Annotated in this window: 22 protein-coding genes; 12 read left to right on the top strand and 10 right to left on the bottom strand. The window is 68.9% G+C overall.

The genetic code is table 11. From position 1 onward, the window contains the following. The first annotated feature begins 28 nt into the window (after window positions 1-28). From RBR11_RS09195 to RBR11_RS09185, 3 genes are all read left to right on the top strand, one after another. Entirely contained in the window at window positions 29-721 is a 693-nt protein-coding gene (locus tag RBR11_RS09195; protein ID WP_308489025.1) for a phosphocholine cytidylyltransferase family protein, read from the top strand. Window positions 722-848: 127 nt separating this feature from the next. Then, window positions 849-1,832, top strand: a complete 984-nt coding sequence (locus RBR11_RS09190; RefSeq protein ID WP_308489024.1) for a hypothetical protein — start codon at window positions 849-851, stop codon at window positions 1,830-1,832. Between the two features lie 101 nt (window positions 1,833-1,933). Beyond that, window positions 1,934-2,275 carry a hypothetical protein gene (locus RBR11_RS09185; RefSeq protein WP_308489023.1) on the top strand — a complete coding sequence of 114 codons (342 nt, stop codon included), beginning with the start codon at window positions 1,934-1,936 and terminating at the stop codon, window positions 2,273-2,275. Window positions 2,276-2,328: 53 nt separating this feature from the next. On the opposite strand, the gene RBR11_RS09180 is transcribed toward RBR11_RS09185, so the two are convergent. Then, on the bottom strand, window positions 2,329-3,672 hold the full coding sequence (locus tag RBR11_RS09180) for an HNH endonuclease (protein WP_308489022.1): 1,344 nt from the start codon (window positions 3,670-3,672) through the stop codon (window positions 2,329-2,331). Between the two features lie 354 nt (window positions 3,673-4,026). Between RBR11_RS09180 and RBR11_RS09175 the strand changes: the two genes are divergently transcribed. Together RBR11_RS09175 and RBR11_RS09170 are read left to right on the top strand one after the other, a co-directional pair. Next, window positions 4,027-5,406, top strand: a complete 1,380-nt coding sequence (locus tag RBR11_RS09175) for a sugar porter family MFS transporter (RefSeq protein WP_308489021.1) — start codon at window positions 4,027-4,029, stop codon at window positions 5,404-5,406. Between the two features lie 146 nt (window positions 5,407-5,552). After that, entirely contained in the window at window positions 5,553-6,590 is a 1,038-nt protein-coding gene (locus RBR11_RS09170; RefSeq protein ID WP_308489101.1) for a glycosyltransferase, read from the top strand. A gap of 124 nt (window positions 6,591-6,714) precedes the next feature. Here RBR11_RS09170 and RBR11_RS09165 read toward each other — a convergent pair whose 3' ends face one another. The 3 genes from RBR11_RS09165 to RBR11_RS09155 form a co-directional block, all read right to left on the bottom strand. After that, complete coding sequence (locus RBR11_RS09165; protein ID WP_308489020.1) at window positions 6,715-8,151, bottom strand: CDP-glycerol glycerophosphotransferase family protein; 1,437 nt, start codon at window positions 8,149-8,151, stop codon at window positions 6,715-6,717. Further along, a complete protein-coding gene (locus RBR11_RS09160; protein WP_308489019.1) occupies window positions 8,148-9,434 on the bottom strand; it encodes a CDP-glycerol glycerophosphotransferase family protein in 1,287 nt (428 codons plus the stop codon). The genes RBR11_RS09165 and RBR11_RS09160 overlap by 4 nt, the downstream gene beginning before the upstream one ends. Window positions 9,435-9,579: 145 nt before the next feature. Further along, entirely contained in the window at window positions 9,580-11,055 is a 1,476-nt protein-coding gene (locus RBR11_RS09155) for a S1C family serine protease (RefSeq protein WP_308489018.1), read from the bottom strand. A gap of 103 nt (window positions 11,056-11,158) precedes the next feature. Here RBR11_RS09155 and RBR11_RS09150 point away from each other — a divergent pair, with 103 nt between their 5' ends. Beyond that, on the top strand, window positions 11,159-12,403 hold the full coding sequence (locus RBR11_RS09150) for an aminotransferase class I/II-fold pyridoxal phosphate-dependent enzyme (protein WP_308489017.1): 1,245 nt from the start codon (window positions 11,159-11,161) through the stop codon (window positions 12,401-12,403). On the opposite strand, the gene RBR11_RS09145 is transcribed toward RBR11_RS09150, so the two are convergent. The 3 genes from RBR11_RS09145 to RBR11_RS09135 are packed head-to-tail and all read right to left on the bottom strand — an operon-like array spanning window position 12,357 to window position 15,845. Continuing rightward, complete coding sequence (locus tag RBR11_RS09145; RefSeq protein ID WP_308489016.1) at window positions 12,357-13,160, bottom strand: carbon-nitrogen hydrolase family protein; 804 nt, start codon at window positions 13,158-13,160, stop codon at window positions 12,357-12,359. The genes RBR11_RS09150 and RBR11_RS09145 overlap by 47 nt on opposite strands. Before the next feature lie 7 nt (window positions 13,161-13,167). Beyond that, window positions 13,168-15,357, bottom strand: a complete 2,190-nt coding sequence (locus RBR11_RS09140) for a bifunctional polysaccharide deacetylase/glycosyltransferase family 2 protein (protein ID WP_308489015.1) — start codon at window positions 15,355-15,357, stop codon at window positions 13,168-13,170. Next, the gene (locus RBR11_RS09135) at window positions 15,354-15,845 is read right to left on the bottom strand and encodes a hypothetical protein (protein WP_308489014.1); all 492 of its coding nucleotides are present in this window, start codon (window positions 15,843-15,845) and stop codon (window positions 15,354-15,356) included. Before RBR11_RS09135 ends, RBR11_RS09140 begins: the two co-directional genes overlap by 4 nt. Before the next feature lie 124 nt (window positions 15,846-15,969). Between RBR11_RS09135 and RBR11_RS09130 the strand changes: the two genes are divergently transcribed. Next, entirely contained in the window at window positions 15,970-17,232 is a 1,263-nt protein-coding gene (locus tag RBR11_RS09130; protein WP_308489013.1) for an MFS transporter, read from the top strand. Window positions 17,233-17,517: 285 nt separating this feature from the next. Here the strand turns inward: RBR11_RS09130 and RBR11_RS09125 are convergent, their stop codons facing one another. Further along, window positions 17,518-18,924, bottom strand: a complete 1,407-nt coding sequence (locus RBR11_RS09125; protein WP_308489012.1) for a zinc-ribbon domain-containing protein — start codon at window positions 18,922-18,924, stop codon at window positions 17,518-17,520. Window positions 18,925-19,142: 218 nt separating this feature from the next. Between RBR11_RS09125 and RBR11_RS09120 the strand changes: the two genes are divergently transcribed. The 5 genes from RBR11_RS09120 to RBR11_RS09100 all read left to right on the top strand — a co-directional run bounded on the left by RBR11_RS09120 (window position 19,143) and on the right by RBR11_RS09100 (window position 23,589). Beyond that, window positions 19,143-20,423 (top strand): hypothetical protein, encoded by a 1,281-nt coding sequence (locus tag RBR11_RS09120; protein ID WP_308489011.1) that lies wholly within the window; start codon window positions 19,143-19,145, stop codon window positions 20,421-20,423. A 196-nt stretch (window positions 20,424-20,619) separates the two neighbouring features. Continuing rightward, entirely contained in the window at window positions 20,620-21,846 is a 1,227-nt protein-coding gene (locus tag RBR11_RS09115; protein ID WP_308489010.1) for a serine/threonine-protein kinase, read from the top strand. Further along, window positions 21,839-22,126 (top strand): hypothetical protein, encoded by a 288-nt coding sequence (locus RBR11_RS09110; protein ID WP_308489009.1) that lies wholly within the window; start codon window positions 21,839-21,841, stop codon window positions 22,124-22,126. Before RBR11_RS09115 ends, RBR11_RS09110 begins: the two co-directional genes overlap by 8 nt. Next, entirely contained in the window at window positions 22,123-23,175 is a 1,053-nt protein-coding gene (locus RBR11_RS09105; protein WP_308489008.1) for an LPO_1073/Vpar_1526 family protein, read from the top strand. The genes RBR11_RS09110 and RBR11_RS09105 overlap by 4 nt, the downstream gene beginning before the upstream one ends. Before the next feature lie 279 nt (window positions 23,176-23,454). Next, window positions 23,455-23,589 (top strand): hypothetical protein, encoded by a 135-nt coding sequence (locus RBR11_RS09100; RefSeq protein WP_308489007.1) that lies wholly within the window; start codon window positions 23,455-23,457, stop codon window positions 23,587-23,589. A gap of 571 nt (window positions 23,590-24,160) precedes the next feature. Here RBR11_RS09100 and RBR11_RS09095 read toward each other — a convergent pair. Both RBR11_RS09095 and RBR11_RS09090 read right to left on the bottom strand, forming a co-directional pair. Then, on the bottom strand, window positions 24,161-24,781 hold the full coding sequence (locus RBR11_RS09095) for a recombinase family protein (RefSeq protein ID WP_308489100.1): 621 nt from the start codon (window positions 24,779-24,781) through the stop codon (window positions 24,161-24,163). A gap of 137 nt (window positions 24,782-24,918) precedes the next feature. Beyond that, window positions 24,919-25,737 (bottom strand): metallophosphoesterase, encoded by an 819-nt coding sequence (locus tag RBR11_RS09090; RefSeq protein WP_308489006.1) that lies wholly within the window; start codon window positions 25,735-25,737, stop codon window positions 24,919-24,921.

Raw genomic sequence — 25,737 nt, 5'->3', positions numbered from 1 at the left:
CGTGAACACACGTAACAGGAGCAGTTCTGTGACTCTTCAAACCATCATTCTCGCTGCCGGGATGGGCTCGCGCCTCGGGCGCTCCCTCCCGAAACCGCTGACCGAGCTCGGCGACGGCCGCTCGATCATGCAGCAGCAGCACGACAACATCCACGCCGCCTTCGGCGACGATGTCCGCATCACCACGATCGTCGGCTACCGCGCCGAGACGATCATCGAGGCGTTCCCCGATGTGAACTACGTGCACAACGAGCGCTACGACCAGACGAACACATCGAAGAGCCTGCTGCGCGGGCTCAACGCGACCGGCCGCCACGGCGTCCTCTGGATGAACGGCGACGTCGTCTTCGACCCGCGCATCCTCGGCCGTGCGATCGAGTTCATCGAGCGCGACCAGTCCTTCGTGACGGTGAACACGGCCAAGGTCAGCGACGAAGAGGTCAAGTACACCGTCGACGCCGAGGGCTACATCAAGGAACTCTCCAAGACCGTCCGGGGCGGCATCGGCGAGGCCGTCGGCATCAACTACATCTCCTCACGCGACAAGCAGGCGTTCCTGCGCCAGCTGCAGCGCGTCGACGACCAGGACTACTTCGAGCGCGGCCTCGAGCTCGCGATCGTCGAGAACGGCCTGCTCCTCGAGCCGATGGACATCTCCGACCTGTACGCGGTCGAGGTCGACTTCGCCGAGGACCTGGAGCGGGCGAACCTCTTCGTCTGAGCCCTCCGCCTTCGAGAGCCCGTGCCCGCGTCACCCGCGCGCACGGGCTCTTCGCATGCCGGCCCGGTCGGGCCGCATCAGGGCGCTTCTCGGCGGTTTCGCGGCGCCACTCCGTAGGCTCGGGATCATGGCGCGCAGAGATGACGCGGGAACGGTCCACCGGATCCATTCGCTGCCCGACGACGCACCCTGGGCGGGCGGCGTGCCGCCGGCCGGATCCTCCGAGCACCCGATGGCGATCCGGGGACTGGACCGGGTGCTCGCCGTGCAGCGCCCGCTGGTGCTCGCGCACATCCGCAGCATCCGGCTGCGCCACCCGGAGGCGACGCCCGCCGAGATCATCTCGCTGCTCGAGCGGCGCTACCTCGCTGCGGTCACCACGGGCGGCGCCGCCGTCGGCGCGACGGCGGTGATCCCCGGCATCACCACCGGCATCACCCTGGCGCTTTCTGGCGTGGAGACGGCGGGTTTCGTCGAGTCGACCGCGCTGTTCGCGCAGTCCGTGGCGGAGGTGCACGGCATCTCGGTGACGAACCCGGATCGGGCGCGTGCGCTCGTGATGACGCTCATGCTCGGCAAGGAGGGCGTGGATCTCATCCGGCAGCTCGCCGGGCAGGCGAGCGGGAAGGGTGCGGGCCGCCCCGCGTACTGGGGCGAGCTCGTCACGAAGTCCCTCCCGCGTGCGGCGGTCGGGCCGCTCGCGGACCGGTTGAAGAGCATGCTCATCCGGCACTTCGCGGCGGCCGGCGGCGCCTCGTTCCTCGGCAAGGCCCTGCCGTTCGGCGTGGGCGCGGTGATCGGCGGCGCGGGCAACCACGTGCTCGGGCGTCGCGTGCTGACGAGCTCGCGCCGGGCGTTCGGCCTGCCGCCGCTGACGCTGCCGGCCGAGCTCGAGCCGGTGCCCGGCGCCGAGCGGATCGAGAGCAGGGTCGCCCGCGGGGCGCAGCTCGCCGGGTCGGCCGTGGCCGGAGCGGCCGGGACCGCCGCCCGGGGCATTGGCGCGGTCGGGCGTCGCGCCGCGCAGGTCGTCCGCCGTCGCCCGGCCCCTGTCTCCGAGCCGGAGCTGCCCGGGCCGGAGCTGCACCCCGGCGCGCGCGACGCCGAGGCCTGATCGTTCCGCACCGCGGGCGGATCCGCGGACTTCTGCACAGCTGTCGTGCTGTTCGGGGCACGCGGACTCCGAGCGTCGGCGCCCGCTCCTAGCGTGGCGCCATGACCCGCTCCCCAGATCCTCCCGACCCCGGCCTCGGCTTTCTCGATCCTCCCGACCCCGGTCTCGGCTTTCCCGATCCGTCCTACCCCGTGCCGTGGAGCATCGACCGGCGCGACCGCACGCACCCCGTCGTGACGAACCGCGGGGACGGGATCGACTTCGCGCGGGTGTTCGCGCGGACGTCGCAGGATCCCGGCCGGACCCAGCTCTGGGGCCGGGTCGGCACCGGCGAGCAGCTGGAGATCTGCCTGTGCGACATCGACGTCGACGACGTCGTGATCACGCTCGCCTGGTTCCGCCGGGACGACGGCCTGGAGTACGTGTGGCGGTTCGTCGTGTGAGCGCGGTCAGTGCGTGCCGCGAGCCCGCAGCAACCTCGCCCAGGACGATCGCGTCAGGCGATGAGTTCGGTGCGGGCTCTGCCGCCGGGCCGTGGGGTGCGTTTCGGGTCGATGTGTGGGGGTGGTAGGAACCAGACCTTCGCGCGGGTGCCGATGCCGTCGATGTGGATGTCCCAGGCGTTGTCGTGGATGAGGTGGTGGCAGGTTTCGCAGAGCAGGACCCCGTTGGCGAGGTCGGTGGGGCCGGTGTCTCTGGCCCACCAGCGGATGTGGTGCGCCTTGGTCATCTCCGGCGGGAGCCCGCAGAACGCGCATCCGCCGTCGCGTTCCCGCAGCGCGAGCCGCTGCGCCGGGGTGAACAGGCGTTTCTCCCGCCCCCAGTCCAGGACCTCACTGTCCGCCCCGCATACCCAGGGGATGACCCCGCCGTCGGCGGCCATCCGCCGGATCGTGCCGATGCTGACCGGCTGGTCGATCCCGTCGATGAGCCCGAACCCGGTGCCGTGTTGGAGGTCGGTCAGGTCGACGCGCACGACGACGGTCGCGCCGTTCAGCGTCGCGGTGCTCTCGCAGCCGAGCGCGTGCTCGGCGAGGTGCACCAGGGCGTCGGCCTGGATCTGCGCGACCGTGCGCCGGTCCGCTTCGGGGGCGTCCGGGTCGCGGCCGTCACGTTTCGCGGCGAACTCCGCGGGCACGTAGCCGTGGATCGCGGCCTGCACCGGCGCACCCCGGGCAGGATCCAGCACCGCGTTCAGGTGCAGCATCCCGTCCCGCTGGAACATCGTCAGCGACGTCCGCGCCCGCAGCTCGTCCTCCCTGGGTGCGACACCGTCGGGATCCAGGTGCGCCTCGGTACGGGCGATCAGCTTGCGCACCTCATCCAACGACAGCCCGGCCGCCTTCTCCACCAGGAGCGTCTCGGCCTGGGCGGCCACGGCAGGTCCGACCTTCAAGATCATCCGGTCCAGGAACGTCACGATCGCGTCGGCCGCTGCCGCCGCGATCCTCCCCCGGCACATCGCGTCCCGCACGACAGGGAACTTCGCCGGCAGCACCTCGCCGAGCAGGTTCGTCCGCGGCGCGGTCGCCTCACCGAGCTTCACCAGCCGCGCAGCCTCCCCGGTCGATGCCCCCGTGGTCGTCGCGATCAGCTGCGCCGACGAACGGAACCCCTGCTGCCTCGCGAGTGAATCCGGCCCCAGCTCCCGCCGCGACTCACGCGCGAGACCCGCCGCCACTTCCGCATGCACAGCATCCGTGGTCCGACGCAACACACCGATCGCATCGTTCACCGCGACCAGCTGCGCCCGGGAGAGATCGGCCCCACCGTCCGCGTCCGCCCACGAATCCTGCACAAGCGCGACCGCTTCGAGGAGAGGGGCGAGGCTGCTGGACATACTCCGATCCTATCAATAATCGAAGATTTGTTCTACTCTTCCCGCAAGAACTTTCCGACCGAATCGGCCTTCGTGAGCGGACGCCACGTTTCGTCTCGCTCCTCGCTGCGCTCGGTGCTCGCTCAACGACCGGGCGAAGGGCTCGCTGAACGACCGCGGACAGGGCTCGCTCAACGACCGAGGACAGGGGTCGCTCAACGACCGCGGGAAGGGCTCGCTCAACGACCGCGGGAAGGACTCGCTCAACGACCGGGAACAGTACCCGCGACCCGCCCACAGCAGCGCGCGCCACGCAGCCGCGGGTGTAGCCTCGGAACCCCTCGCTGGGAGAGACCTGAGAAGGAAGGCGACGCCATGAGCGCTCCCCTGACCGGTTCCGCACGGACGACGCGCCTCGCGCTTCTGGTGGGCGTCGCGGCCGCGACCGTCGGCATCATCTACGGCTACGACTCCTCCAACATCGGCGGGGCGATGCTCTACCTCGCCAAGGACTTCCATCTCGATCCGGCCGCGCAGTCCTGGGTCACCACCACCGTCGTCGTGGGCGAGATCATCGGCGCCCTGTTCGGCGGCGCCCTCGCGAACCGGATCGGCCGGAAGCCGACCATGGTCGCCGTCGCTGTGGCCTTCGCACTGTTCTCGCTGCTGTCCGGGCTCGCACCGGCGCTGTGGGTGCTCGTGGTCGCCCGCTTCCTGCTCGGCCTCACGATCGGCGTGTCCGTCGCGGTCGTGCCGGTCTTCGTCGCGGAGTCGGCGCCGGCCCGGTCCCGCGGCGCCTTCCTCGTGCTGTACCAGGTGGCCACCGTGTCCGGAATCATCGTCGGCTACCTCGTCGCGATGGCGCTCGCGCCGACCGAGAGCTGGAGGTGGATGCTCGGGCTCGCCGCGATCCCCGGACTGATCATCGCGCTCGTGCTGCTCCGCTTGCCCGACACCGCGCGCTGGTACGTCATGAAGGGCCGCACCGTCGAGGCGCGCAGCACGCTCGCCAGGATCGAGGGGCCCGAGGTCGACATCGACGCCGAGATCGAGACCATCACGGCAGGCTTCGCGGTCGCGCACACCGCCTCCTGGCTGGACATGCTGCGCAAGCCGTTCCTGCGCGCGACCGTCTTCGTGGTCGGGCTCGGCTTCTTCGTGCAGCTCACCGGCATCAACGCGATCGTCTACTACAGCCCGCGCATCTTCGAGGCGATGGGCTTCACCGACGACATCCTCAAGCTCGGCCTCTCCGCGCTCGTGCAGGTCGCGGGCCTCGTGGCCGTGTTCATCGCCCTGCTCGTGATCGACCGGATGGGCCGGCGCCCGGTGCTGCTGATCGGCATCGGCACGATGGTGCTCGCCAACCTGCTGCTCGTGGTGGTCTTCGCGATCGGCGGCGGGCACTTCGACGGCGCGCTGACGGTCGCCGGCTTCGTCGGCCTGGTGCTGTTCACCGCGGGCTTCACCTTCGGGTTCGGATCCCTCGTCTGGGTGTACGCGGGCGAGGCGATGCCGGCGCACCTGCGTTCGCTGGGCGCGAGCGTCATGCTCACGAGCGACCTGGTCGCGAACGTCATCGTCGGCGCGTTCTTCCTCACGATGCTGAACGCGCTCGGCGGGGCGGGCACGTTCGCGGTGTTCGGCGTGATCGCGATCCTCGCATTCTTCTTCATCGTCTGGCTCGCGCCGGAGACGAAGGGCCGCCCACTCGAGGACATCGGGACGTTCTGGGAGAACGGCGGGCGCTGGTAGCCGCACGTCCGGCGCGCCCGGATCCGGATCCTGAGGGCGCACCCGAGTCGTGAAAGGATCGACGGGTGAGCCTGAACGACCCGTCCTCCTCCGACGCAGCGCACCGCGGCGCCGCTGACGGGCGCGCCGACGGCGTGTCGTTCGTCATGCCGGTCCTCAACGAGCGCGCCTACCTCGAGCACGCCGTGCGGTCCGTGCTGCAGCAGGACGTCGACGGGCCCACCGAGCTCGTCCTGGCCCTCGGCCCGTCCACGGACGGCACCACCGAGCTCGCCGTGAGGCTCGCGGCGGCCGAGCCCCGGCTGCGGATCGTGCACAACCCGGCCGCGGACATCCCGGTCGGGCTGAACGCCGCGATCCGGGCCAGCATCCACCCCACCGTCATCCGCGTCGACGCGCACTCGGAGCTCTCCCCCGGCTACGCCCGGCGGGCCCTGGAGACGCTGGCCCGCACGGGCGCGGCGAACGTCGGCGGCGTCATGCGCGCCGACGGTCGCACGCCGTTCCAGGCCGCCGTCGCCCGCGCATACAACTCCCCGGCCGGGCTCGGCGGCGGCAGCTATCACGGCGGCACGCGCGAGGGCGCGGCCGAGTCGGCCTACCTCGGCGTGATGCGCCGGGCCGTGCTCGACGAGGTCGGCCTGTTCGACGAGTCGATCCGCCGCGGCGAGGACTGGGAGCTGAACCTGCGGATCCGCCAGGCCGGTCATCGGGTGTGGTTCGACCCGCAGCTCGCGGTCACCTACTGGCCGCGGGAGAGCTGGATCCGCCTGGCGCGGCAGTTCCGCGCGACCGGGGCGTGGCGCGGCGAGCTCGTGCGCCGCTACGGCCGCCGCAACGGCGTGCGCTTCTTCGCCCCGCCCTCGCTCGTGCTGCTGCTCGCGCTCGCGGTCGTGGTCGCGGTCCTGCAGCTCACCGGCGTGTTCGGCGGGGTCCTGTCGATCATCGCCTCGATCGTGTACCTGCCCCTCGTCGCCTACGCGATCCTCGTCATCGCCATGGCGCTGACACCCGGCAAGCCCGCTGATCCGCCGCGCAGCCCGCGGGAGCGCGTCTGGACGCTCGCGGTGCTGCCGACGATGCACCTGTCCTGGGGCCTCGGGTTCCTCGCCGGCGTGCTCCGCGGCGCGCACGACACGGTCGACGCCTCGCGGCTCGGCAGCAGGAACACGCCGCTACCCTGAGCCATCACCGGTTCGGGGCGCATTCTCTCGTTTTGGGGCGCGCCGCGGCGCCGTTCCGCGGTGAGACGCGCCCCAAACGGACGGAATGCGCCCCAAGCCGGGGGTTCGACGCCGCGAACAGCCCTCAGGCCTCGAGCCAGCCGAGGTCGAGGATCCGGTCCACGACGCGGCGGGCGGCGGAGCCGTCGTCCCGGCCGTTGAACTGCGCCTGCCACGCGACGTACTTCGGCGCGAGCGCGGCGACGGCGCTCAGGTCGCCGAGGGCGGCGACGAGCTCGTCCTGCGTGCGCAGCAGCGGCCCCGGCGCCCGCTCGGCCAGGTCGAAGTAGAAGCCGCGCAGCTTGCCGCGGTAGTGCTCGAGGTCGGGCACGAGGAAGTACATCGGCTTGCCGGTCGCGCTGAAGTCGAACATCACCGAGGAGTAGTCGGTGATCAAGGCGTCCGCGGCGAGCAGCAGTTCGGCCGTGTCCGGGTAGCCGGTCACGTCGATCACCCGGGATCCGGCGTGGTTCCGGCCGGGACGGATCGTGCGGGAGTGCCCGCGCACGAGCACGACGGCGTCCGCGGCCTCGGCGAGCGCGACCGGGTCGACGAAGTCCACCATCTCGGAGCGGTCGTCGCGCCACGTCGGCGCGTACAGGAGAACGCGCGCGCCGTCCTCGATGCCCAGCGCGGAGCGGATCCGCGCCGCGTCGCCCGTGGTGAGCGCGTCGTTGCGCGGGTAGCCGTCCACCCAGATCGGCTTGCGCAGGAACGCGTACGCCTTGCGCAGCACGCGGGCGGCGTAGGGGTTCTGCGCGAGCAGCACGTCCCAGCGGCGGGATTCGCGCACGACCGCGAGCCAGCGCCGCGGGTGGAACCCGGCGCGGTGCAGCGCGAGCCGCTTGAGCGGCGTGCCGTGCCAGGTCTGCAGCACGCGCTGCCCCGGCTTGCGCACGAACCGGCGACGCAGCCAGTCGTTCACGACGAGCAGGCGGGAGTCGGCGCGGGCGCGCCACCACTCGGGGGATCCCTCGACGACGGCGACCGCCCCGTCCGGGACGGGTACGGACAGGTCGACGACGCTCCAGTACCGCGTGACGCCCGGGGCGCGGGCGGCGAGCTCTCGGTCGATCGCGCCGGGGTTGCAGCCGCTGGACTGGCCGTAGAACGCCTCGAAGAACACCGCGTTCTCGTTCGCGCCGGCGAGCGCCGCGTAGCGCCCCTCGAGCGCGAGACGTCCCTCGGCGGTCTCGTACGCGGGATCGATGGGCGCCGCGACGCGGATCGTGCCGCGCTCGGCCGAGATCCGCACCGTCGGGAGCACGACCGCGTCGAGCTCCACGTCGTCGGCGCGGACGCCGTCCACGGTCAGGGCGTAGTCCCCGCTCGGCAGCGGCAGCTCCGCCCCGCCCCAACGCGCCGCGCGCAGCGGGATCGCGGCGGTCCAGCCGTCCGCGGCGGAGATCGCGGATCCGGACACCGAGGCCCGCGGCCCGGCGAGCAGGATCTCGGCCGGAGCCGATCCCTCCCCGGCGATCAGCAGCGTCCGCCGCTCTTCGTCGACGCGGACGGTCGTCATTCGGTTCCCTCCGTCGGGGTGCGGGTCGGGTCGGCCGAGGCGGAGGCCGCCCCGGTGATCCGGGCGAGGATCGCGTCATGCACGCGCTCGGCGTTGCGGCCGTCGCGGTGCGCATGCATCGCAGCGCTCAGCGCGCGGGAGCGCTCGCTGCGGCGGGCGTGCTCCGCGGCGTCCTGCAGCGTCGTCTCGAGCTGCGCGACCGCGGCGGTCCAGTCGGCGGCGGAGTCCTCGCCCGCGACATCGACGTACCGGCCGTAGAAGCCGCGGGAGCGGGCGTACTCCTCCGGATCGGGCGCGAGGTAGACGACAGGCATCGCCAGCAGGCCCACGTCGTAGGCGAGCGAGGAGTAGTCGGTGACGAGCACGTCCACGGCGGGCAGGATCGGGGTGATGTCGGCGACCAGCGAGGACCCGATCGTCCGGATCCGCGCGGTCTCGGCAGTCGGGCGGTAATCGCCCTCGCCGAGCGGGTGCGAGCGCACCAGCAGTACGGCGTCGGTGCGCTCCAGCATCGCGACGATCCGCTCCCACTCCGCCGCGCCGGGCACGGCCGGATCCGCCGCGCCGTCGCGCCACGTCGGTGCGTACAGCAGCACCCTGGCGCCCTCGGGTACGGGTCCGACCGCGGCCTCGAGCAGCCTGCGGGCGCGATCCCGGCGCTCGCCCGGCTCGCCCGCGGACAGCACGTCGACGCGGGGTTCGCCGGTCACGAGCACCTGCTCGACGCCGAGACCGAACGCCGACTCCAGGCGCCCGCGGGAGCGGTCGGAGGCGGCGGGCAGGATCCGGATCCGCCGGGTCTGCCCGCGATACAGCGCGCCGATCAGCCGCTGCAGCGGCACGAAGCGGGGAAGGATCGCGCTCTGCACGGTGGCCGGGGAGTCCAGGCCGATGCGTTTGAGCGGGATGCCGTGCCAGAGCTGCACGAGGAAGGCGCCGGACGTCGCGTAGCGGTTCACGTCGCCGAACCCGTGAGTGACGACGACCACGCCGGCGCGGGCGGTGGCCCACCAGCCGCGGAGTCCGCCCTTGGGGATCGAGCGGATCCCGAGAGCCGCGGCCTCGCGCTCCTCGCGGGCGGATCCGGTCAGCCAGAGCGGGTTCTCCCCCGCCTGGGTGGCGACCCGCCAGAGCGCGAGCGCGCCGTCCCCGATCCCGGCTCCGCAGCCGATCACCCAGCCGCGCCCGCGCGGGACGATCAGGGTCCCGAGGCGTCCGGCGAGATAGAGCGGGATCCGCATCAGCTTGCCGGCGTTGCCCGCGCGGAAGGAGAAGGACGCCACCCCGCGAGCCTATCGTCCCGCCGGCCGGCCTCATGGAGCGCGCTGTCAGGTCGACATGCAGAAGGACGCCGTTCCGGCGGCCTTTCGCCGGAACGGCGTCCTTCTCGGGGGCAGAGGTTCGGGTCCGGCGCTCAGCGCCGCGGGATCACTGGGCGAGCGTGCCCAGCGTCACCGTGATGGTCTGCTCGCTGCCGCCGCGGACGACGGTGAGCGTGGCCTTGCTGCCGGCCGCGACGGCCCGCACCTGCGCGGTGAGGTCGCTCGCGTCGGTGACCGGGTTGCCGTTGAAGCCGGTGACGATGTCGCCGGCCTGCAGGCCGCCGGTCGCCGCCGCTCCGCCATTGGTGACCGAGGCGATCGCCGCGCCGACGACCGTCGCGTTCTTCAGGCTGCTCGCGTCCTGCACCGAGGCGCCGAGCAGGCCGTGCGTGGCCTTGCCGTTGGCGATGATGTCGTTCGCGATGCGGTGCGCGATGCTCGACGGGATCGCGAAGCCGACGCCGATGTTGCCGGACTGGCCGGACGACGAGGACGACGATCCGGCACTCGCGATCGCGACGTTCACACCGATCAGCTTGCCGGTGCTGTCCACCAGCGCGCCGCCGGAGTTGCCGGGGTTGATCGCCGCGTCGGTCTGGATGACCGAGATCGAGATCGTGCTCTGCGCCGAGGAGCCGGAGCCGCGACCCGGGATGTCGAACTGGAACGGCTGCTGCGGATCCTGCGAGTTCGGGCTCTGCTGCTGCTTGTCGGGGTTCGACGGCGCCGCCGACGACTGGATCTGGATGCTGCGGTTCAGCGCGCTGACGATGCCGGTGGTCACCGAATTGGACAGGCCGAGCGGCGCGCCCACCGCGACGGTCATCGCGCCCACGTTGAGCTTGGAGGAGTCGGCGAACTCCATCGGGGTGAGGCTCGAGCCGTTCTTGACCTGGATCACGGCCATGTCGTAGACCGGGTCGATGCCGACGACGGTCGCGGTCAGGATCCGGCCGTCCGACGTGGTGACCGAGATCGTCGGGTTGGCGACCGCGCCGTCGAGCGTGACGACATGCGCGTTGGTGAGGATGTGGCCCTGCTTGTCGAGCACGATGCCGGATCCGGATCCCGCGGCGCTCGAGCTCGAGACGTCGATCGTGACGACCGACGGCACGGCCTTCGCGGCGATCGCGGTGGCCTGGGAGACCGACTCCGGGTTGTTCACCGTGACGGTGCTGGGCCCGGCGGCGGTCTTGGACGACGAGGACGACGGGTTCATCGACCCGTAGACGACGCTGCTGCCGACGCCGGCGATGCCGCCGACGAGAGCCGCCGCGATGACGATGGCCGCGACCTTGCCCCCGCCGATGCCGGGGCGGCGCTCCTTGGCGGGCGCGGCCGGGTAGGCGGAGTCGACGCCGAACGCGGCGCCGGGGTGCGCGCCCTGCGCGCCCTGCGCGGGCAGATCGGGACGCGGCGGGATGCCGTATCCGCCGGCCGGCGGGATCGGCTGCGTGGGGGCCGTCGCGGAGGCGTCGGCCGGGGTGCCGGGGACGGGCGGGATCACTCCGCCGGCGGAAGTCGACGAGAAGGCCGGGGGCACGGAGTGTCCGGCGTCGGGCTGAGGTGTCTGATCGCTCATGGGGTTTCTGCTCCTTCGAACCTTGCCTCTACAGACTGACGTCCGACTCTGTGTTTTTCCTATGCCGCTCGGCAGATTCGCCTAAGCCATTACCCTGGGCGGCATGGGAATCCTGCACGGCGCCTGGCGTCGCACGGCCGAGGGCGCCGGCCTGCTCTCCGCGACCGGTGAGGTCGCTCCGACCATCTTCGCCGAGATGTCCGCCCTCGCGGCGCGCACCGGCGCGATCAACCTCGGACAGGGCTTCCCCGACGAGGACGGGCCGGCCGAAGTGCTCGAGGCGGCGCGGGCCGCGATCCTCTCCGGGGCCAACCAGTACCCGCCGGGGCGCGGCGTGCGCGACCTGCTGCAGGCGATCGCCGAGCACCAGCGCCGCTGGTACGGGATCGAGGCGGATCCGGATCGCGAGATCCTGGTGACCGCGGGCGCCACCGAGGCGATCGCGGCGGCGCTCCTGGCGCTCGTGGACGGGCCCGAGGACGAGATCGTCGTGTTCGAGCCGTTCTACGACTCCTACGCCGCCATCGCAGCACTGAGCGGCGCCCGGCTGCGCACCGTGCCGTTGCGCCTGCCCGACTTCCAGCCCGACCTCGACGAGCTCGCGGCAGCGGTGACCGACCGGTGCCGGGTGATCCTCGTGAACGACCCGCACAATCCCACCGGCGCCGTCCTCTCCCCCGAGGTGCGCGCCGAGATCGTCCGGCTCGCCCAGCGGCACGACGCGCTGATCGTCACCGACGAGGTGTACGAGCACCTCGCGTTCACCGCGCCGCACGTGCCGATCGCGACCCTGCCGGGCGCTGCGGAGCGGACGCTCACGATCTCCTCAGCCGGCAAGACCTTCTCCGTGACCGGCTGGAAGATCGGCTGGATCCACGGCCCCGCCGAGCTCATCACCGCGGTGCTCAGCGTCAAGCAGTTCCTCACCTACGTCAACGGCGGCCCGTTCCAGCCGGCGGTCGCCGCGGGCCTGCGGCTGCCGGACGCGTTCTTCGCGGGCGCCGCCGAGCGGCTGCGCGCCAAGCACGAGCTGCTCGCCAGCGGGCTCGAGGCGGCCGGCTTCGCGGTGCACCGCCCGGACGGCGGGTACTTCACCGTGGCGGATGCGACCGCGATCGGCGGTGCGGATGCCGACGCGTTCTGCCGCGCCCTGCCGGAGCGGATCGGCGTGGCGGCGATCCCGCTCACCGCGTTCGTGCACCCCCGGCATCGCGAGGCCTACAGCGGCCTCGTGCGGTTCGCCGCGTGCAAGCGCCCCGAGGTCATCGCCGAGGCGGCGCATCGCCTGGCCGGGCTGAGCGTCAGCGCGGCACGACGCGGTAACGGCGCAGGCGCAGCACGGGGTTGACCTCGCGCACGCGGGCCACGGCGGCGGCCTCGAGCTCGGCGACGCCGATGCCCTCGCCCGTGCCGACGCCGGCGAGCGTGACGCCCTGCGGGTCGATCACGGCGGAGTGACCCACGCCGACCGGGGTGGGATGGTCGGCCGCGACGACGTACGCCGTGCTCTCGATCGCCCTGGCGGCGAGCAGCGTCGTCCAGTGGTGCTCCTTGAGCGCGCCGCGCACCCACTCGGCCGGTACGACGAGCACCTCGGCGCCGGCGTCGACGAGGGTGCGGGCGACCTCCGGGAAGCGCAGGTCGTAGCAGGTCATCAGCCCGAAGGTCAGGCCGTCCACGACGAACGTCGCCGCGTCCCCGAGCCCTCCCGGCTCGATCCAGCGCGACTCGGTCTGCCCGAACGCGTCGTACAGGTGCTGCTTGCGGTACACCGCGAGGATCCCCGATCGGTCCACCGCGACGAGGGTGTTGCGGATGCGGCCGGCGTCGGCGCGCTCGACCATGCCCGCGACGACCACGACGCCATGCACCGCGGCGAGCCGGCCGAGCTCCGCCGTGAAGGCGTCGTCGAGCTCCTCCGCGTTCGCGGCGAGGGTCTCGTCCATCGGTTCGACGAAGTAGCTGGAGTACTCGGGCAGCACCACGAGCCGGGCTCCGCGGCCCGCGGCCTGCGCGACGAGCTCGCCGATCCGGGCGCGATTCCCGGCGCGGGAGGCCGCGGGCGCGAACTGGCAGACGGCGGCGATCACACTTCCGGCGGGCATGCACCCATCATCCCGCACGGCGCGCGGATGCGGACGCCGGATCCGCCGGGGCCGCCGAGGCCGGCCCTTCGTCGGCCATCGGCAGCGTGCCGTAGCGCTGCATGCGCTGCCAGCGCAGGCGGCGCCCGGCGATCGCGGTGAACACCGACTGGATCACGACCAGGTACATCAGCTGGCGGTACACGATCTGCTGCAGCGGCAGAGTCCACAGCGGCCCGATCCGCTCACCGTCGAGCCGGAACGCGTAGGCCGCCACGGCCGTCTGCACGACGAGGAAGAACAGCCACAGCCCGAGCACGCGGACCGGGTCGAGGAACAGGATCCCGTACAGCGCGAACACGTCCACGACGGGCGCGAGCAGCGGCAGCAGCACCTGCAGCAGCAGCAGATAGGTCAGCCCGCGCCGGCCGAGACGCCCCGCAGAGCCGCCCTGCAGCACGGCGCCGCGGTGCTTCCACATCGCCTGCAGCGTGCCGTAGCACCACCGGTAGCGCTGCTTCCAGAGCGCGCCGAGGTCGGCCGGGACCTCGGTCCACGCCCGGGCGTCCTCGCGGTAGACGACCCGCCAGCCGTCCCGCAGGATCGCCATCGTGAGATCCGTGTCCTCGGCGAGCGTGTCGTCGCTCACCCCGCCCACACCGGCGAGCGCGGACCGGCGGAACGCGCCGATCGCGCCGGGCACGGTCGGCATGCACTCGGCGAGGTCGAACAGACGCCGATCGAGGTTGAACCCGACGACGTACTCGATGTGCTGCCAGCGGCCGAGCACGCCGCCGCGATTGACGACCTTCGTGTTGCCGGAGATCGCGCCCACCGCCGGGTCGGCGAACGACTGCACGAGCCGCGCCACCGTGTCCGGCTCGAACACCGTGTCGCCGTCCACCATCACGATGAGCTCGTGGGAGGCCGCAGCGATCCCGGTGTTCAGCGCGGCCGGCTTGCCGCCGTTCGACCGCCGGAGCACCCGCACCCCGTCCAGCCCGAGGCGCTCCACGATCCCGGCGGTGTCGTCGGTGGATCCGTCGTCCACGACGATCACCTCGACCGGGTGCGTGGACGCGGCGATCGAGCGCACGGCGGCCTCGATACCGGCGGCCTCGTTGTAGGCGGGCACGATCACGGTGACCGGATCCGTCACCGTGTGCGCGACCGCCGTCGTCCTGGCCCGGCCGACCGGCCGCCCCGGACGGCGCCGGCTGAGGCGCACGTGCCGCGCGGCGACGATCACGACGAGCACGGAGCGCAGCAGCACGAGGATCCCGCTGATCAGCAGCGCGATCTCCACGGCGACCACGACGCCGTCGCTGACCCGCACCGCGCCGGCGGTCACCGCCGCGGCCGCACGCTCGCCGAACGTGGCGGGCCGGCTGGTCTGCGCGAGCCCGAACGCGTCGCTCACGGTGGTGACGCGGATCCCGCGCGCGGCGAGCGCCGGCAGCAGTCGCTTCAGCGCTGCGACGGTCTCGCTGCGGTCGCCGCCGCCGTCGTGCATGAGCAGCACCTGCCCGGCGTCGCCCTGCGGTGTCGCGTTGTGCAGGATCGCGTCGACGCCGGGGCGGCGCCAGTCCTCGCTGTCCTGGGTCGTCAGCACCGTGACGAGGCCGTCCGCGCCGGCCGCGCGGATCGCCTGCCATCCGGCGTCGCCGAGGGCGGCGTTCGTGGAGCTGTAGGGCGGCCGGAACAGACCCGTGGTGCTGCCCGTGGCGTCGATGAGCGCCTGCTCCCCCGCGGTGAGCTCGAGCTGCTGCCGCCAGGTCGGGGCGGATCCGAGGTTCACGTGCGTGAGCGTGTGCACCCCGACCTCGGAGCCGGCGGCGACCACCGCGCGGGCGAGATCCGGGTGCGCGATGGCCTGCTGGCCGATCTGGAAGAAGGTGGCATGCGCGCCGTAGGCGGAGAGCACCTTCAGGATCTCCGGAGTCCAGCGCGGGTCGGGGCCGTCGTCGAAGGTGAGGGCGACGGTGCGCGACGGCGGAGCGAGCGTGCGCAGGCCTTTCCGGGTCGCGACGACAGGGCCGCCGTGCGCGACGGCGGACGGGACCGCGGCCGCCGAACCGGGCTGGGCGGCGCCGTCCGCCGCGGAGCCGCCGAGGTGCTGCACGTAGCCCTGGACGACGAGGACGGCCACGAGGAACAGGACCACGGCGGACAGCGCGATCCAGTGCGCCGTGGGGCGCACGGCGGGGCGCCGGCTCATGGGTGCGCGGGAGGAGTGCCGTTGCCGTGCGTCGTCGTGTGCCCCGGCGCGGTGCCGCTCTTGCCCGGGGCCGTCGACGCGGAGGAGGTCGAGGATGCCGCCGACGAGGGAGCGGTCCGGGGTGCGGCGGATCCCGAAGTCGTCGTGGACGCGTCGACCGTCGACACGGGCACGACGCCGACCGGGGTGCCGTCGGAGACCGGTGCCACGGGAGCGTCGCCCGCGGGGGCGGCCTTCGGGGCGGGAGCGGGCTGCGCCACGGCCCCGGCACGGGTCCCGTCGGGAAGCCGCGGGCCCTGCAGGCTCGGCGCCGCGGTGACAGCGATCGCCGCGATCGCGATCGAGGCCCCGACCCCGAGGACGAGGGCGGCGACCGCTCCCCTCGCGCGGCGGGCGCGGCGACCGGTCGGATCGACGAAGACCGCGCTCTCCGCTGCCGCCCTCGCGCGCAGGGCGCGGCGAGTCAGCGGCGGTTCGTCGGGGGTCACAGGGCGACGATATCCCGGCCGACTGTGAATCGACACCCAGGATCCCGGATCGGGCGGCGCGGAGCCGCCTCCGACGCTCTCCGGCAGCCGGATCCGGGCAACCTCCGTCTGCGATAATCCGCGTGTGCACGCCGACGACCAGGACACGACCACCCGGGCCGCGAAGGGCCTGCTGCGCCCGTGGCACTTCATCATCGCGTTCGGCGTCGTCAGCCTGCTCGCGGACATGGTCTACGAGGGTGCGCGCAGCATCATCGGCCCCTATCTCGCGACGCTCGGCGCGTCGGCCACCGTGGTCGGCATCGTCGCCGGGGCCGGTGAGTTCATCGGATACGGCCTCCGGGTCGTGACCGGCTATGCCGTCGTCCGCACCCGTCACTACTGGACCTGGACGATCGTGGGCTACGCGCTCACCGTGCTCAGCGTCCCGCTCATCGGCGTCACCGGCGTGATCGCGCCCGCCCTGCTGCTGTACGGGACCGAGCGTCTCGGCAAGGCGGTGCGGTCCCCGGCGAAGGACACGCTGCTCTCCCACGCCTCGGCGCGCACCGGCCGCGGCAGCGCGTTCGGCGTGCACCAGGCCCTCGACCAGACCGGCGCGGTGCTCGGCCCGCTGCTGCTCGCCGCGGTCCTCGGGTGGCGCGACGGCGACTACGCGCTCGCGTTCGGGGTGCTCATCGTCCCCGGCGTCCTCGTGCTCGCGCTGCTGTTCTGGCTGCGCCACCGCGTCCCGGATCCCCTCGTCTACGAGACGCCGGCGGCCCAGGAGCGGCAGGCGGCCGCCGTCCCGTCGGCCGCGCGTCCCGCCGCTCCACTGCGACGGGGCCTGCCCGGCCGGTTCTGGCTCTACGTCGCCGCGATCGCCGTGCTCTCCGCCGGTATCGCGTCCTTCCCGCTGCTCGCGTATCACGCGCAGTCGCGGCACCTGCTCACGGACGCGCAGGTGCCGATCCTCTTCGCGGTCGCCATGTTCGTGGACGGTGCGAGCGGGCTGGTCATGGGACGCGCATACGACCGCTTCGGTCCCCGCACCCTGTACCTGGTCCCGGTCGCCGCCGGTGTCGCGGCGATCGCGTTCACGCAGAGCGTCGCCCTGATCTGGATCGGCGTGGCCGTCTGGGGCGTCGTCAACGGCATCCTCGACTCGACGGTCAAGGCCGTGGTCACCGAGCTCGTCCCGTCGGCCTCCCGCGCGATCGCCTTCGGCTGGCTGGCGTTCGTCCGCGGCGCGGGCCTCCTCGTGGCCGGCGCCGTGCTCGGCTTCGCCTACGACCGGGGCGCGATCGTCGTGATCGCCACCGCGCTGGTGGCCAACGCGCTCGGCCTGATCGGTCTCGTCCTGGTGCTCCGCACGGTGGGCTCCGCGAAGGCGGTTTCCGGGCCCTGACCAGGGTTTCACATAACGGGGACGACATCCCTCGAGGCAAAGCGAAAGGGCCCGATCCTTGCGGATCGGGCCCTTTCTTCTGTTGCGGGGACAGGATTTGAACCTGCGACCTCCGGGAGCTAGATAGATCGCGTTCGTTGTTTGCGCCAGTTCGCGCTATCTACAGCCGACCTGGGATTTCCTCGTTGCCATCAAATCAGCACAAACCTTCGAAAACTGACGATAGTGTCGGATTTCTGTCGAGCCAATGTGTCGAGCGCAGAGGGACGCATGTCACCGCACAGCTCATCCGTTCCCGAGCCGCGCCCGCACGGACTCAGCCTTGATACGAGCAACACAGCCTGCATGGCTAAGCGCATCGGCCTCGACGGTCTCGGTCCAGCCGGATGTTGCAGCCATGTCCTCGCGCGCGAGCCATACGGGAAGCCCGAGCTCGACCCGCCACCAGTGCTTTATTGCTGCTTCCACTTGCCGTGCGTGGTGCCCGTCTTCGAATAGTTCGAGGTTCAAGATCTCCCATCCTTCGCGCTGGAAGTTCGCGAGCCTTGACGTGCCTACGTTCGTAATCCCGATCTTGAATGCGCCGAACGCTCGGTGTTCAAGGAAGTAGACCAGGCCTGGCTTGTTCGCCTGGAACCCAGTCTCTGCGCACTGAGGACATCCCTGCCCGTGGGAACGATTGTTGACCGTTGATCGCCACTCATGTCCTTTCAAGCACTGCCACCAGAAGCTGCGGTTCGAGAACTGCGTGACATCGATCGGCCGGACCTCACCATTCCGGGTGGGGTGCCAGGTAAGCGCGACAGCTGGGCGGCGACTCGCCAAATCATTGACACCGATCTGCACGTTTCGCCCGGCGCAAGTTGGACATCCGTTGCCCGCCGTTCGGCTGGCCGTTGTCGTCCGCCACTCGTGCCCAAGCTCGCATCGCCACCAGCGCTTCTTGCCGTTGCGAAGAGTCACCATCGTCGGCGTGATCTCCCCATTAAGAGTGGGGTGCCATTCGGCGGCGACCTCTGGAGCGACCGTCGGCAGGTCATTGAATCCCACCACGATTCGATGACCAGAACATGCCGGGCAGTTGGTCCCGAGCGACGAGCGACTGTTGCCAGTTGCTTCCCATTCGTGGCCCAGGTCACATCGCCACCACAGTTTGCGGGCCACACCAGGGAAGATGCTTGCGGGCGTCAAGGGGGCGTTCTTAGTCGGGTGGAACTCGGCGGCGAGGTCCGGTCGGACAGTCGCCATGTCGTTCAGACCGGGTACCACCATCTGCCCAGCACACACCGGGCAGCCGTTTCCTTGGAACCGATTCTGGATCTTCGCTTCCCACTCATGTCCGCTCTCGCACAGCCACCACGCACTCTTGTTCGACTGCGGCAGGACCGTCGAGATCTTGAAGCTGTTCCTTGTCGGATGCCATTGGGCAGCGAGGTCTGGACGAATAGTGCCGAGATCGGTCTCACCCGGGACCGCGACGATACCCGCACACATTGGACAGCGCGAGCCCCGAGCCCGCGAGTTGACCACTGCCTGCCATTCGTGGCCCTGAAAGCAACGCCACCAAACCTTCCGCCCGGATCCGAGCGTTACATCGAACGGCGTCATCTCACCGTTGCGCGTCGGGTGCCAGTCAGCAGCGACCTCAGGACGCGCCGTAGCAAGCACGTGTTCGGGAGCTGGAACTTTCATAGACACAGTCTCCCGCAACAGGCCACCCGTCCATCGCAGCCCCAAGAGCGAACGCAACATTCGAGTGCGGCAGATCGGACAGCAGCTTTCAAATAGAAACGCGCGCGAGGGCCCAACGTCTCAGGACTGCCGTTCACTACCTGCACGCCTCACTGCAGAATGTCGTTCGCTCGTAGTACAACTAGTCGAGTACGACGCGCGAGAGATGAGAAACCCCAGTGCCATACACCGAAGTCCGGTCCGTGTTCGACATCAAAGATCTTGTTGACGACCTAAACAGCATCCATCGAAGCCACGCTGTCGTCGTGGTCACTCCGAGACAAGACGGAAGCTTCCCATTCGACGCAGACGCCATTGGCGAGGGCATCAAGAATATGAGCGTGAAGGTCTACAAAATTGCGGACCCAGACCTCACCTACGAGCTAACCGATGCCCTCCCGCCGAAGCTCAATGTCTTTGGCGGTGCGGCCAGACTCTATCCGCGGGGTATCGCTTGGGCTGACGATATGATTGCTGCTCCTCTGTTCTTCGCCGTCGAAGACGAACTAGGAATGGCAAAACGCCAGTACACCTTGATTGAGAAAGCCAAGGGGTTCTCGCACCTACCCAACAGAGTTCTTAGAGTCGCGGCGCCAGAGACGCCGTCGATGTCGCCCCATTCGGATCTCGCCCCCTTGCGGCGCCCGGTCGCCGAGCAGCTTCCCAACGTTGCCACCCCGGCCCCCTCCGAGACTGAGCCGCTAGCCGCCGACTGGGAGCAGGTCGCCTCACAACAGCTCGCTGCACGAGACGAGACGATCGCTGATCGCGACGCCACGATTGCCGAACGGGACTACACGATCTCCACCCTTCAGGCTCGAGTCTTCGAAGAGAGCGATCGGGTCGCAAGGCTCACCGAGATGTACATCGCAACCCAGGAGAACGATCGTCAGGCACGAGCACGGACAGCCAAAGCTGTTGAGCGTGAACGTGAGCTCCTGGTCGAGAACGCCGAACTCAAGAAGAAGCTGTCAGACGAACGCGAGACCCGTCGCGTCCAGGTGAAGGGTGCCAAGGCCCGAGTCACTGTCGCATCCTCGAGCGTCCCGTCGTATCGACCTGAGCTGTTTCCCGATCTGAGTGCCGCAGCGACTTTCGCCATCCAGAGCGAGTGGGTCGAATGGGTACCAGCCTCGGAGAAGCCAGCACATCCGCTCCCGGAGTACCTACTCGGCGAGCGATTCGCCCAGACACTAGACGATCTCGACCCCGCGTTCCAGAGCAAGTCATTGCGCGCCGTGGTGTCTGTGCTCACGGGGCTAGCCATCGAGAAACGCCAGGTGCATCCCCTGCGCGTCAGCTCGTCGTCACCAGCGATAACCCGCGACGACGGTTCGACTTGCTACCGCGCATACATCGAGGAGAACGTCCCGTCGGCTCGACGCCTTCACTATTGGAAGCTCCCGGACGGAACCATTGAGCTGAGTCGGATCGTCGTGCACGACGACTACCAGCCATGATCCGCCATGTCCATCTGCGCTGATATGGCGAACAAACTGTCAGCGGCGCTCGAAAACTGGACTGTAGCGGCGCCAAGCTCTCGTCGCGCTTGCCCAAAAGGGGCGAGACCGGCTCGCCTCCGACCGGGGGCGGCGTGAGCGGTTGGGCTGCCGGTTCCAGCAGACTATAGTCCGAGGCATTCGAGAGGGGCGGTGCATGGCACACAGGGTTCCGCTAAAACCGCCGACGATAGCGGGATTTGACTACGTGCGCCTGCTGGGGTCTGGGGCGATGTCAGATGTCTATCTCTACCATCAGCAGTTGCCGCGCCGTGTCGTCGCGGTGAAGGCGATCACGCCAGACCTCAGCGCCTCGGATCAGGGCGTTGTAGAGGCGCTCGTTCGTGAGGCGAACGCAATAGCACCGCTGTCATCCCACCCATCGATTGTAACGATATATCAGGCCGGTGTGTCACGTGATGGGCGCGGGCTCATCGTCATGGAGTACTGTCCCACTTCGCTGGGGTTACGGACGCGTCAGGGGCCCTGCTCGCAGGAAGAGACGCTCCGGATCGGCGTTCAGCTGTCCGGGGCGATCGAAACAGCCCATCGCGCTGGCATCCTGCACCTGGACATCAAACCTGCGAACGTACTAACTACGGCTTATGGACGCCCAGCTCTGACCGATTTCGGCACGGCGGTTCCCGCGGGCGGTGGGTTGCGAGGCTTCAGCATTCCTTGGGCCGCGCCTGAACTTTTCGACGAGAAGCCTCGTCTCAGCCCGCTGTCAGATGTGTTCTCCTTCGCTGCCACGCTCTATACGCTGCTCGCCGGACGGACTCCGTTCGAGGTGCCTCGGGAACGGAACAGCGCTAGCGACCTGATCGAACGGATCACGAGCTCCCGGTTGACCCCGATGGATCGAGACGACCTGCATCCGGGCCTCCTCTCCGCCCTTGAGCGGGCCATGTCCCTCGACCCCAGTGAACGACCGTCTCACGCTGTTGAGCTCGGTCGCGCTCTTCAACGCATCCAGATCGAGCTCGGCTTGCAAGTAACGTCGCTTGACCTGCTGGATTCGGCAGAGTGGGACGCGTCTGGGACAGCGCCGCCTGGGAGCGCAGACCCCTACGAAACCAGGCCGCGACGAGTGTTCGGCGGCGACGCATCCGCGCCTCGCGAAGTTGCGACGGACTTCGACGGCGAGACGATCATTGTCCGCCGCGTCGTTCCATCACCTCGCGATCTCGGACTCACGATCCGGCCGTTGAGCGCGGGTGACTCCCCGTATGAGGTCGTCGTTGATGAGTTGGCAACGAGGCGGCCGTTCGCGCGGCAGGTCGACTACACGACGCTCTTCGCCCACGGCGGGGGTTTCGCCCAACGTCCGGACTCACATGTGGCGAGAAACGATTCCAACCGGAAAGGTGACGAGAGTGTCTAGCGGGAAATGGCTGATTTTGGGTGAGATCCTAGTTGCTTTGGGCGGTGCCTTCGTCGTCGCTGCGCTCACGATTGCTTTGCAAAGCGGCGACGCGGGCCAATTCTGGACCTGGCCGGGTATCACCGGCCTCACGATCGGCTTCGGGGGTGCCATCTGTGTCGTGGTCGGCCTGGTCCGTCGCGACGATTCACGTGGCCGGGAACTCACACAGCGCCAGAAGTCGGGCACCCAGTCGACCAATCTGCAGGCGGGGCGCGACATCCGCACAGGAGACAGATGATCCGGCGCAAGGATCAGCAGCAACACGGCGGAGATGCATCGACCAACTATCAAGCGGGGCGAGACATCACCATCAACGGCGCAACCCTGGCCGAGGTACGGCAGATCGCCATCGATGTGTATTTTGCGAATGCCACCGAACTTCGAGGCGTGGCGGAGGCTATCGCCCGAAGCCGCGCAGAAAGCATTACGAATGCCTATCTAGGAAAGCTTCACGCAGAATCCCCATCCCACCTGGAAGAACTTACCAGGCCCGACATCCAGCTAGTGCTTTCTGAGGCACAGAAGAGTTTTGTGCGGTCAGGCGAAGAGAACCTTGAGCGGGTCCTGGTTGATCTGCTGCTGCACCGCACTACGGAAGCGCAATGGACTTTACAGTCCCTGGCCCTCGATGCTGCGATTGAATGCGTTGCCAAACTCTCTGAACCGCAGCGTCGCGTCGTCGCGCTGATCTTTTCGCTCCGCTACGCCCGGCCGGCTAGGGTCACATCACTGGACGAGTTCTACGCCTACCTCGAGCGCTACGTCGAGCCCCTCGTAAGCGATCTCCCGACTCGATCCACTCATTATCAGCACATTGTGTTCGTCGGCGTGGGAAGCGTTTCCGGCCATGAGACTCCACTTGGCAGCCTCATTCGCAGTGGTGCCGAAGGGCTGTTTACCCGCGGCTTTGCCCAAGACGCTGCACTACCCGCGGTCTTTGACCTCGCACACGCCGCGAACATGCTGATGCCATGTTTGCGGCGCCCCGATGACGCATTCCAGGTTGATGCACTCGCGTTTGCTGACGTGGAACGCATTGCACGTGCGCGAGGCCTGGCCAATGAGGTTCCTGTTCTTCAGCAGCTGGCACTGCAGGGATGGATGGAGGACCTCGAAGTCGAACGCGAAGCCATTGAACGCGTGCCTGGACTCGCGGCGCTGCAGCGCGCATGGCGAGACACGGAACTTTCTAGCCTCGTGCTAACCACTGCGGGCATCGCCATCGGTCATGCATACTGGGCGCAAGCAACGGGAGGCACGACTCCACTGTCCGAATGGCTTGGCTAGCTTAGAGCGCGCGTCAGTAGGAGGACATCAATGCCCCAGGCCCGACTTACCGTTCACACGACCTGTTCAGGCGGAGATTGGGTGTGGACGACCTGCTATTGCTATTGGCCCGAGGCAGCCTCATGGTGTCCGCTGCCATCCGCGGGCCACTGCGGCGGGGAGGAGCTTCTACAATGGCACCACTAGTACTTCCGCACGGGCATGCTCGGCAACTCGCTCTATGACCGGCCCGGCTCAAGCTCAGCATGATGAATACCGCCCCGGAAGGATTAGCAGCCGATGTCCGACGTGCCGCGCGAGGAGCGCCACGACCCGGAACCGGAGATGGAACCCGACCGGTTCGATCCGGTGATCATGGCTCGTGCGATCAGCGAGCAGCAGGGCAACACGATCCGGGCGCTCGCGGATCGGTAGGACCTCAACCGCTACCGGGCGGCATCTTCGTGAGTAGAGGCCCCCTATTGACGCGCGCTCTTTGGTAATCGGCAAGGTTGGAGCACGGATGCTCGCCTCGTTGGACGAACCCGAATCGCGAACCTCGTTCCGGCATCTTCCGCATGGATCAGGATCAGCGCAGGCCAACCTAACCGCGTAGCCTGACCCTTTTGTGGCGGCCGGACCCGTAAGTTCGGCAGGCCCGAGCTACGCCGCACCACCAGCGAGCGTCGCCCAGATTAGCCCTCCAGTGCATAGGACCAGTCCGATCGTTGCCCCTACGAGCGCCCACGATGCGACTCGAACACGCTCCGACATTTGCTGGTCCAGCCGGGCACGCTGCTCGACTACCCAAATGTTGAGCAGATCGATGGGCCCCCAAACCACATTCGGGCCTCCGACCTCGCTCAGAACCTTCGCGATTCTCTGCAAGTCTGCGGCGGTTGGCGTCGGAACATGGTGAGAGGCTTCTACACGCGTCGTCTTGTGCATCTTCACAGCGTCGCACAGCCGACTCGTAGCCGCTCGAAAGTGAAGTCACCCGAGGGGCTTAGCCGAGAGTGGCGGCGGATCGCTTGTTAGTAGTCACGCGGTAGACCGTCGCAACGCTGACGCCCAGCGTTTTGGCGATGTCAGGGACGCTCTCGCCTGAGTCGCGCAGCGCCTGCGCTTGCCGATGCTTCTTGTCGTTGACCTGTCTCGGCCTCCCACCGACTCGCCCTTGAGCACGTGCCGATGCCAGGCCGGCCATCGTTCGCTCCCGGATGAAGCACCGTTCCATTTCAGCGAAGATCGCCAAGACGCTAAGCATGGCCTTGCCCATCGTCGTGGTGGTATCGAGTCCATCGCTGATACTCCGAATGTGCACACCTCGCGCCGTCAGGTCGTGGATCAGCGAGATGACGTGCGCGGTCGAGCGCCCAATCCGGTCGAGCTTCCACACGATGATCGTGTCACCCGCCTGAACGTCAGCGAGCATTGCATCGAGCCCAGGACGACTCAGTTTCGCGCCACTCACACCTCGGTCAACGTACCGATTGCGCTTGAGCACCTTCTCCCGGTCGAGGGCGTCATGCTGGAGTTGTTCATCCTGTCGGCCCGTGGAGACACGAACGTAGCCAACGAGAGTTCCGTTTGATGTAATTGGCTTCACATCTAATTCTACTCGCATCAACTCGTGCGTTTTTGAGTCGCAAGAATCGTGCGAGTTTTAAGACACGACGACACGGGCATCTGGCTGGGGCTTACGATCACCTGCTGACTCTCAAGAAGCATTCGTTTTTGAGAACTCCGAAATCGGATTCCTGCTCAGTCGCCGAGCCAGTTGACACCGAAGTCCGCAGCAGTCAGGTCAAGCGTCAGAGCGTTTCCCGCCGACTCGTCCATGTCCAGCGACAGCACCCGCGCACCGCCAGGGATCTGCTCATCCCCGGATCGGTGATAGTGGCCGTGCGCCAACAGCTTGGGACGAACGCCTTCGTAGGCGATGCTGAGACGACGGCGCCCTTCGGCCACGTAGTGCAGGGCCGGAGCCGGCCAGGCCCCTACCACGCTCACCCTTGGCGCCAGCGTGTCCCTGAGCACCGCCGCATCGAGATCGGGCATGTCGTGGGCAAGCATGATCTCGGCGTGACCAGCAGCAGCGATCTCATTGGCCTTCTCCTCTGGGAGCTGCTCGTTCGGCCACCAGTCCACTCCGCGCTCACGGAACTGATAGTCGATGCTCGGCGCGCCACCTGCAGAGACAAACGATCGCCCGGCATGGTGCCAGCGATAGCCCCGAGGTAGAACATGAATGTGATCGGATTGGAAACCGTGGGCGTTGCGCGGTACGAGGTACTGAGGCTCCGCTCCTCCGTCGACCCTGAATAGCGCGTCCAAGTAGTCCCAGTCTTCATGATTGCCGGGCGTGATCCACAGATGGATGTCGTTGAACGCGCAATGACGTTCGATCTCCATGATGTAGCCGAGCTGGGCTGCGCCAATGAAGATGCCGAAGTCTCCGAGCTGATGCACCGTCCGTACGCCTGCCCTCGCGAATTGTCGAAGCTTGCGCCGGGTCCATCCCCCGTTGCCATGCCAGTCGCCTGCCAACCCGATCGTCGTGTCGCCTCGATCAATCTGCAT

This window comes from Microbacterium capsulatum, from assembly GCF_030865425.1.
Lineage (GTDB): Bacteria > Actinomycetota > Actinomycetes > Actinomycetales > Microbacteriaceae > Microbacterium > Microbacterium capsulatum.
Note: the sequence above shows the minus strand (reverse complement) of the source record. Positions and strands in the feature narration are given on the sequence as shown.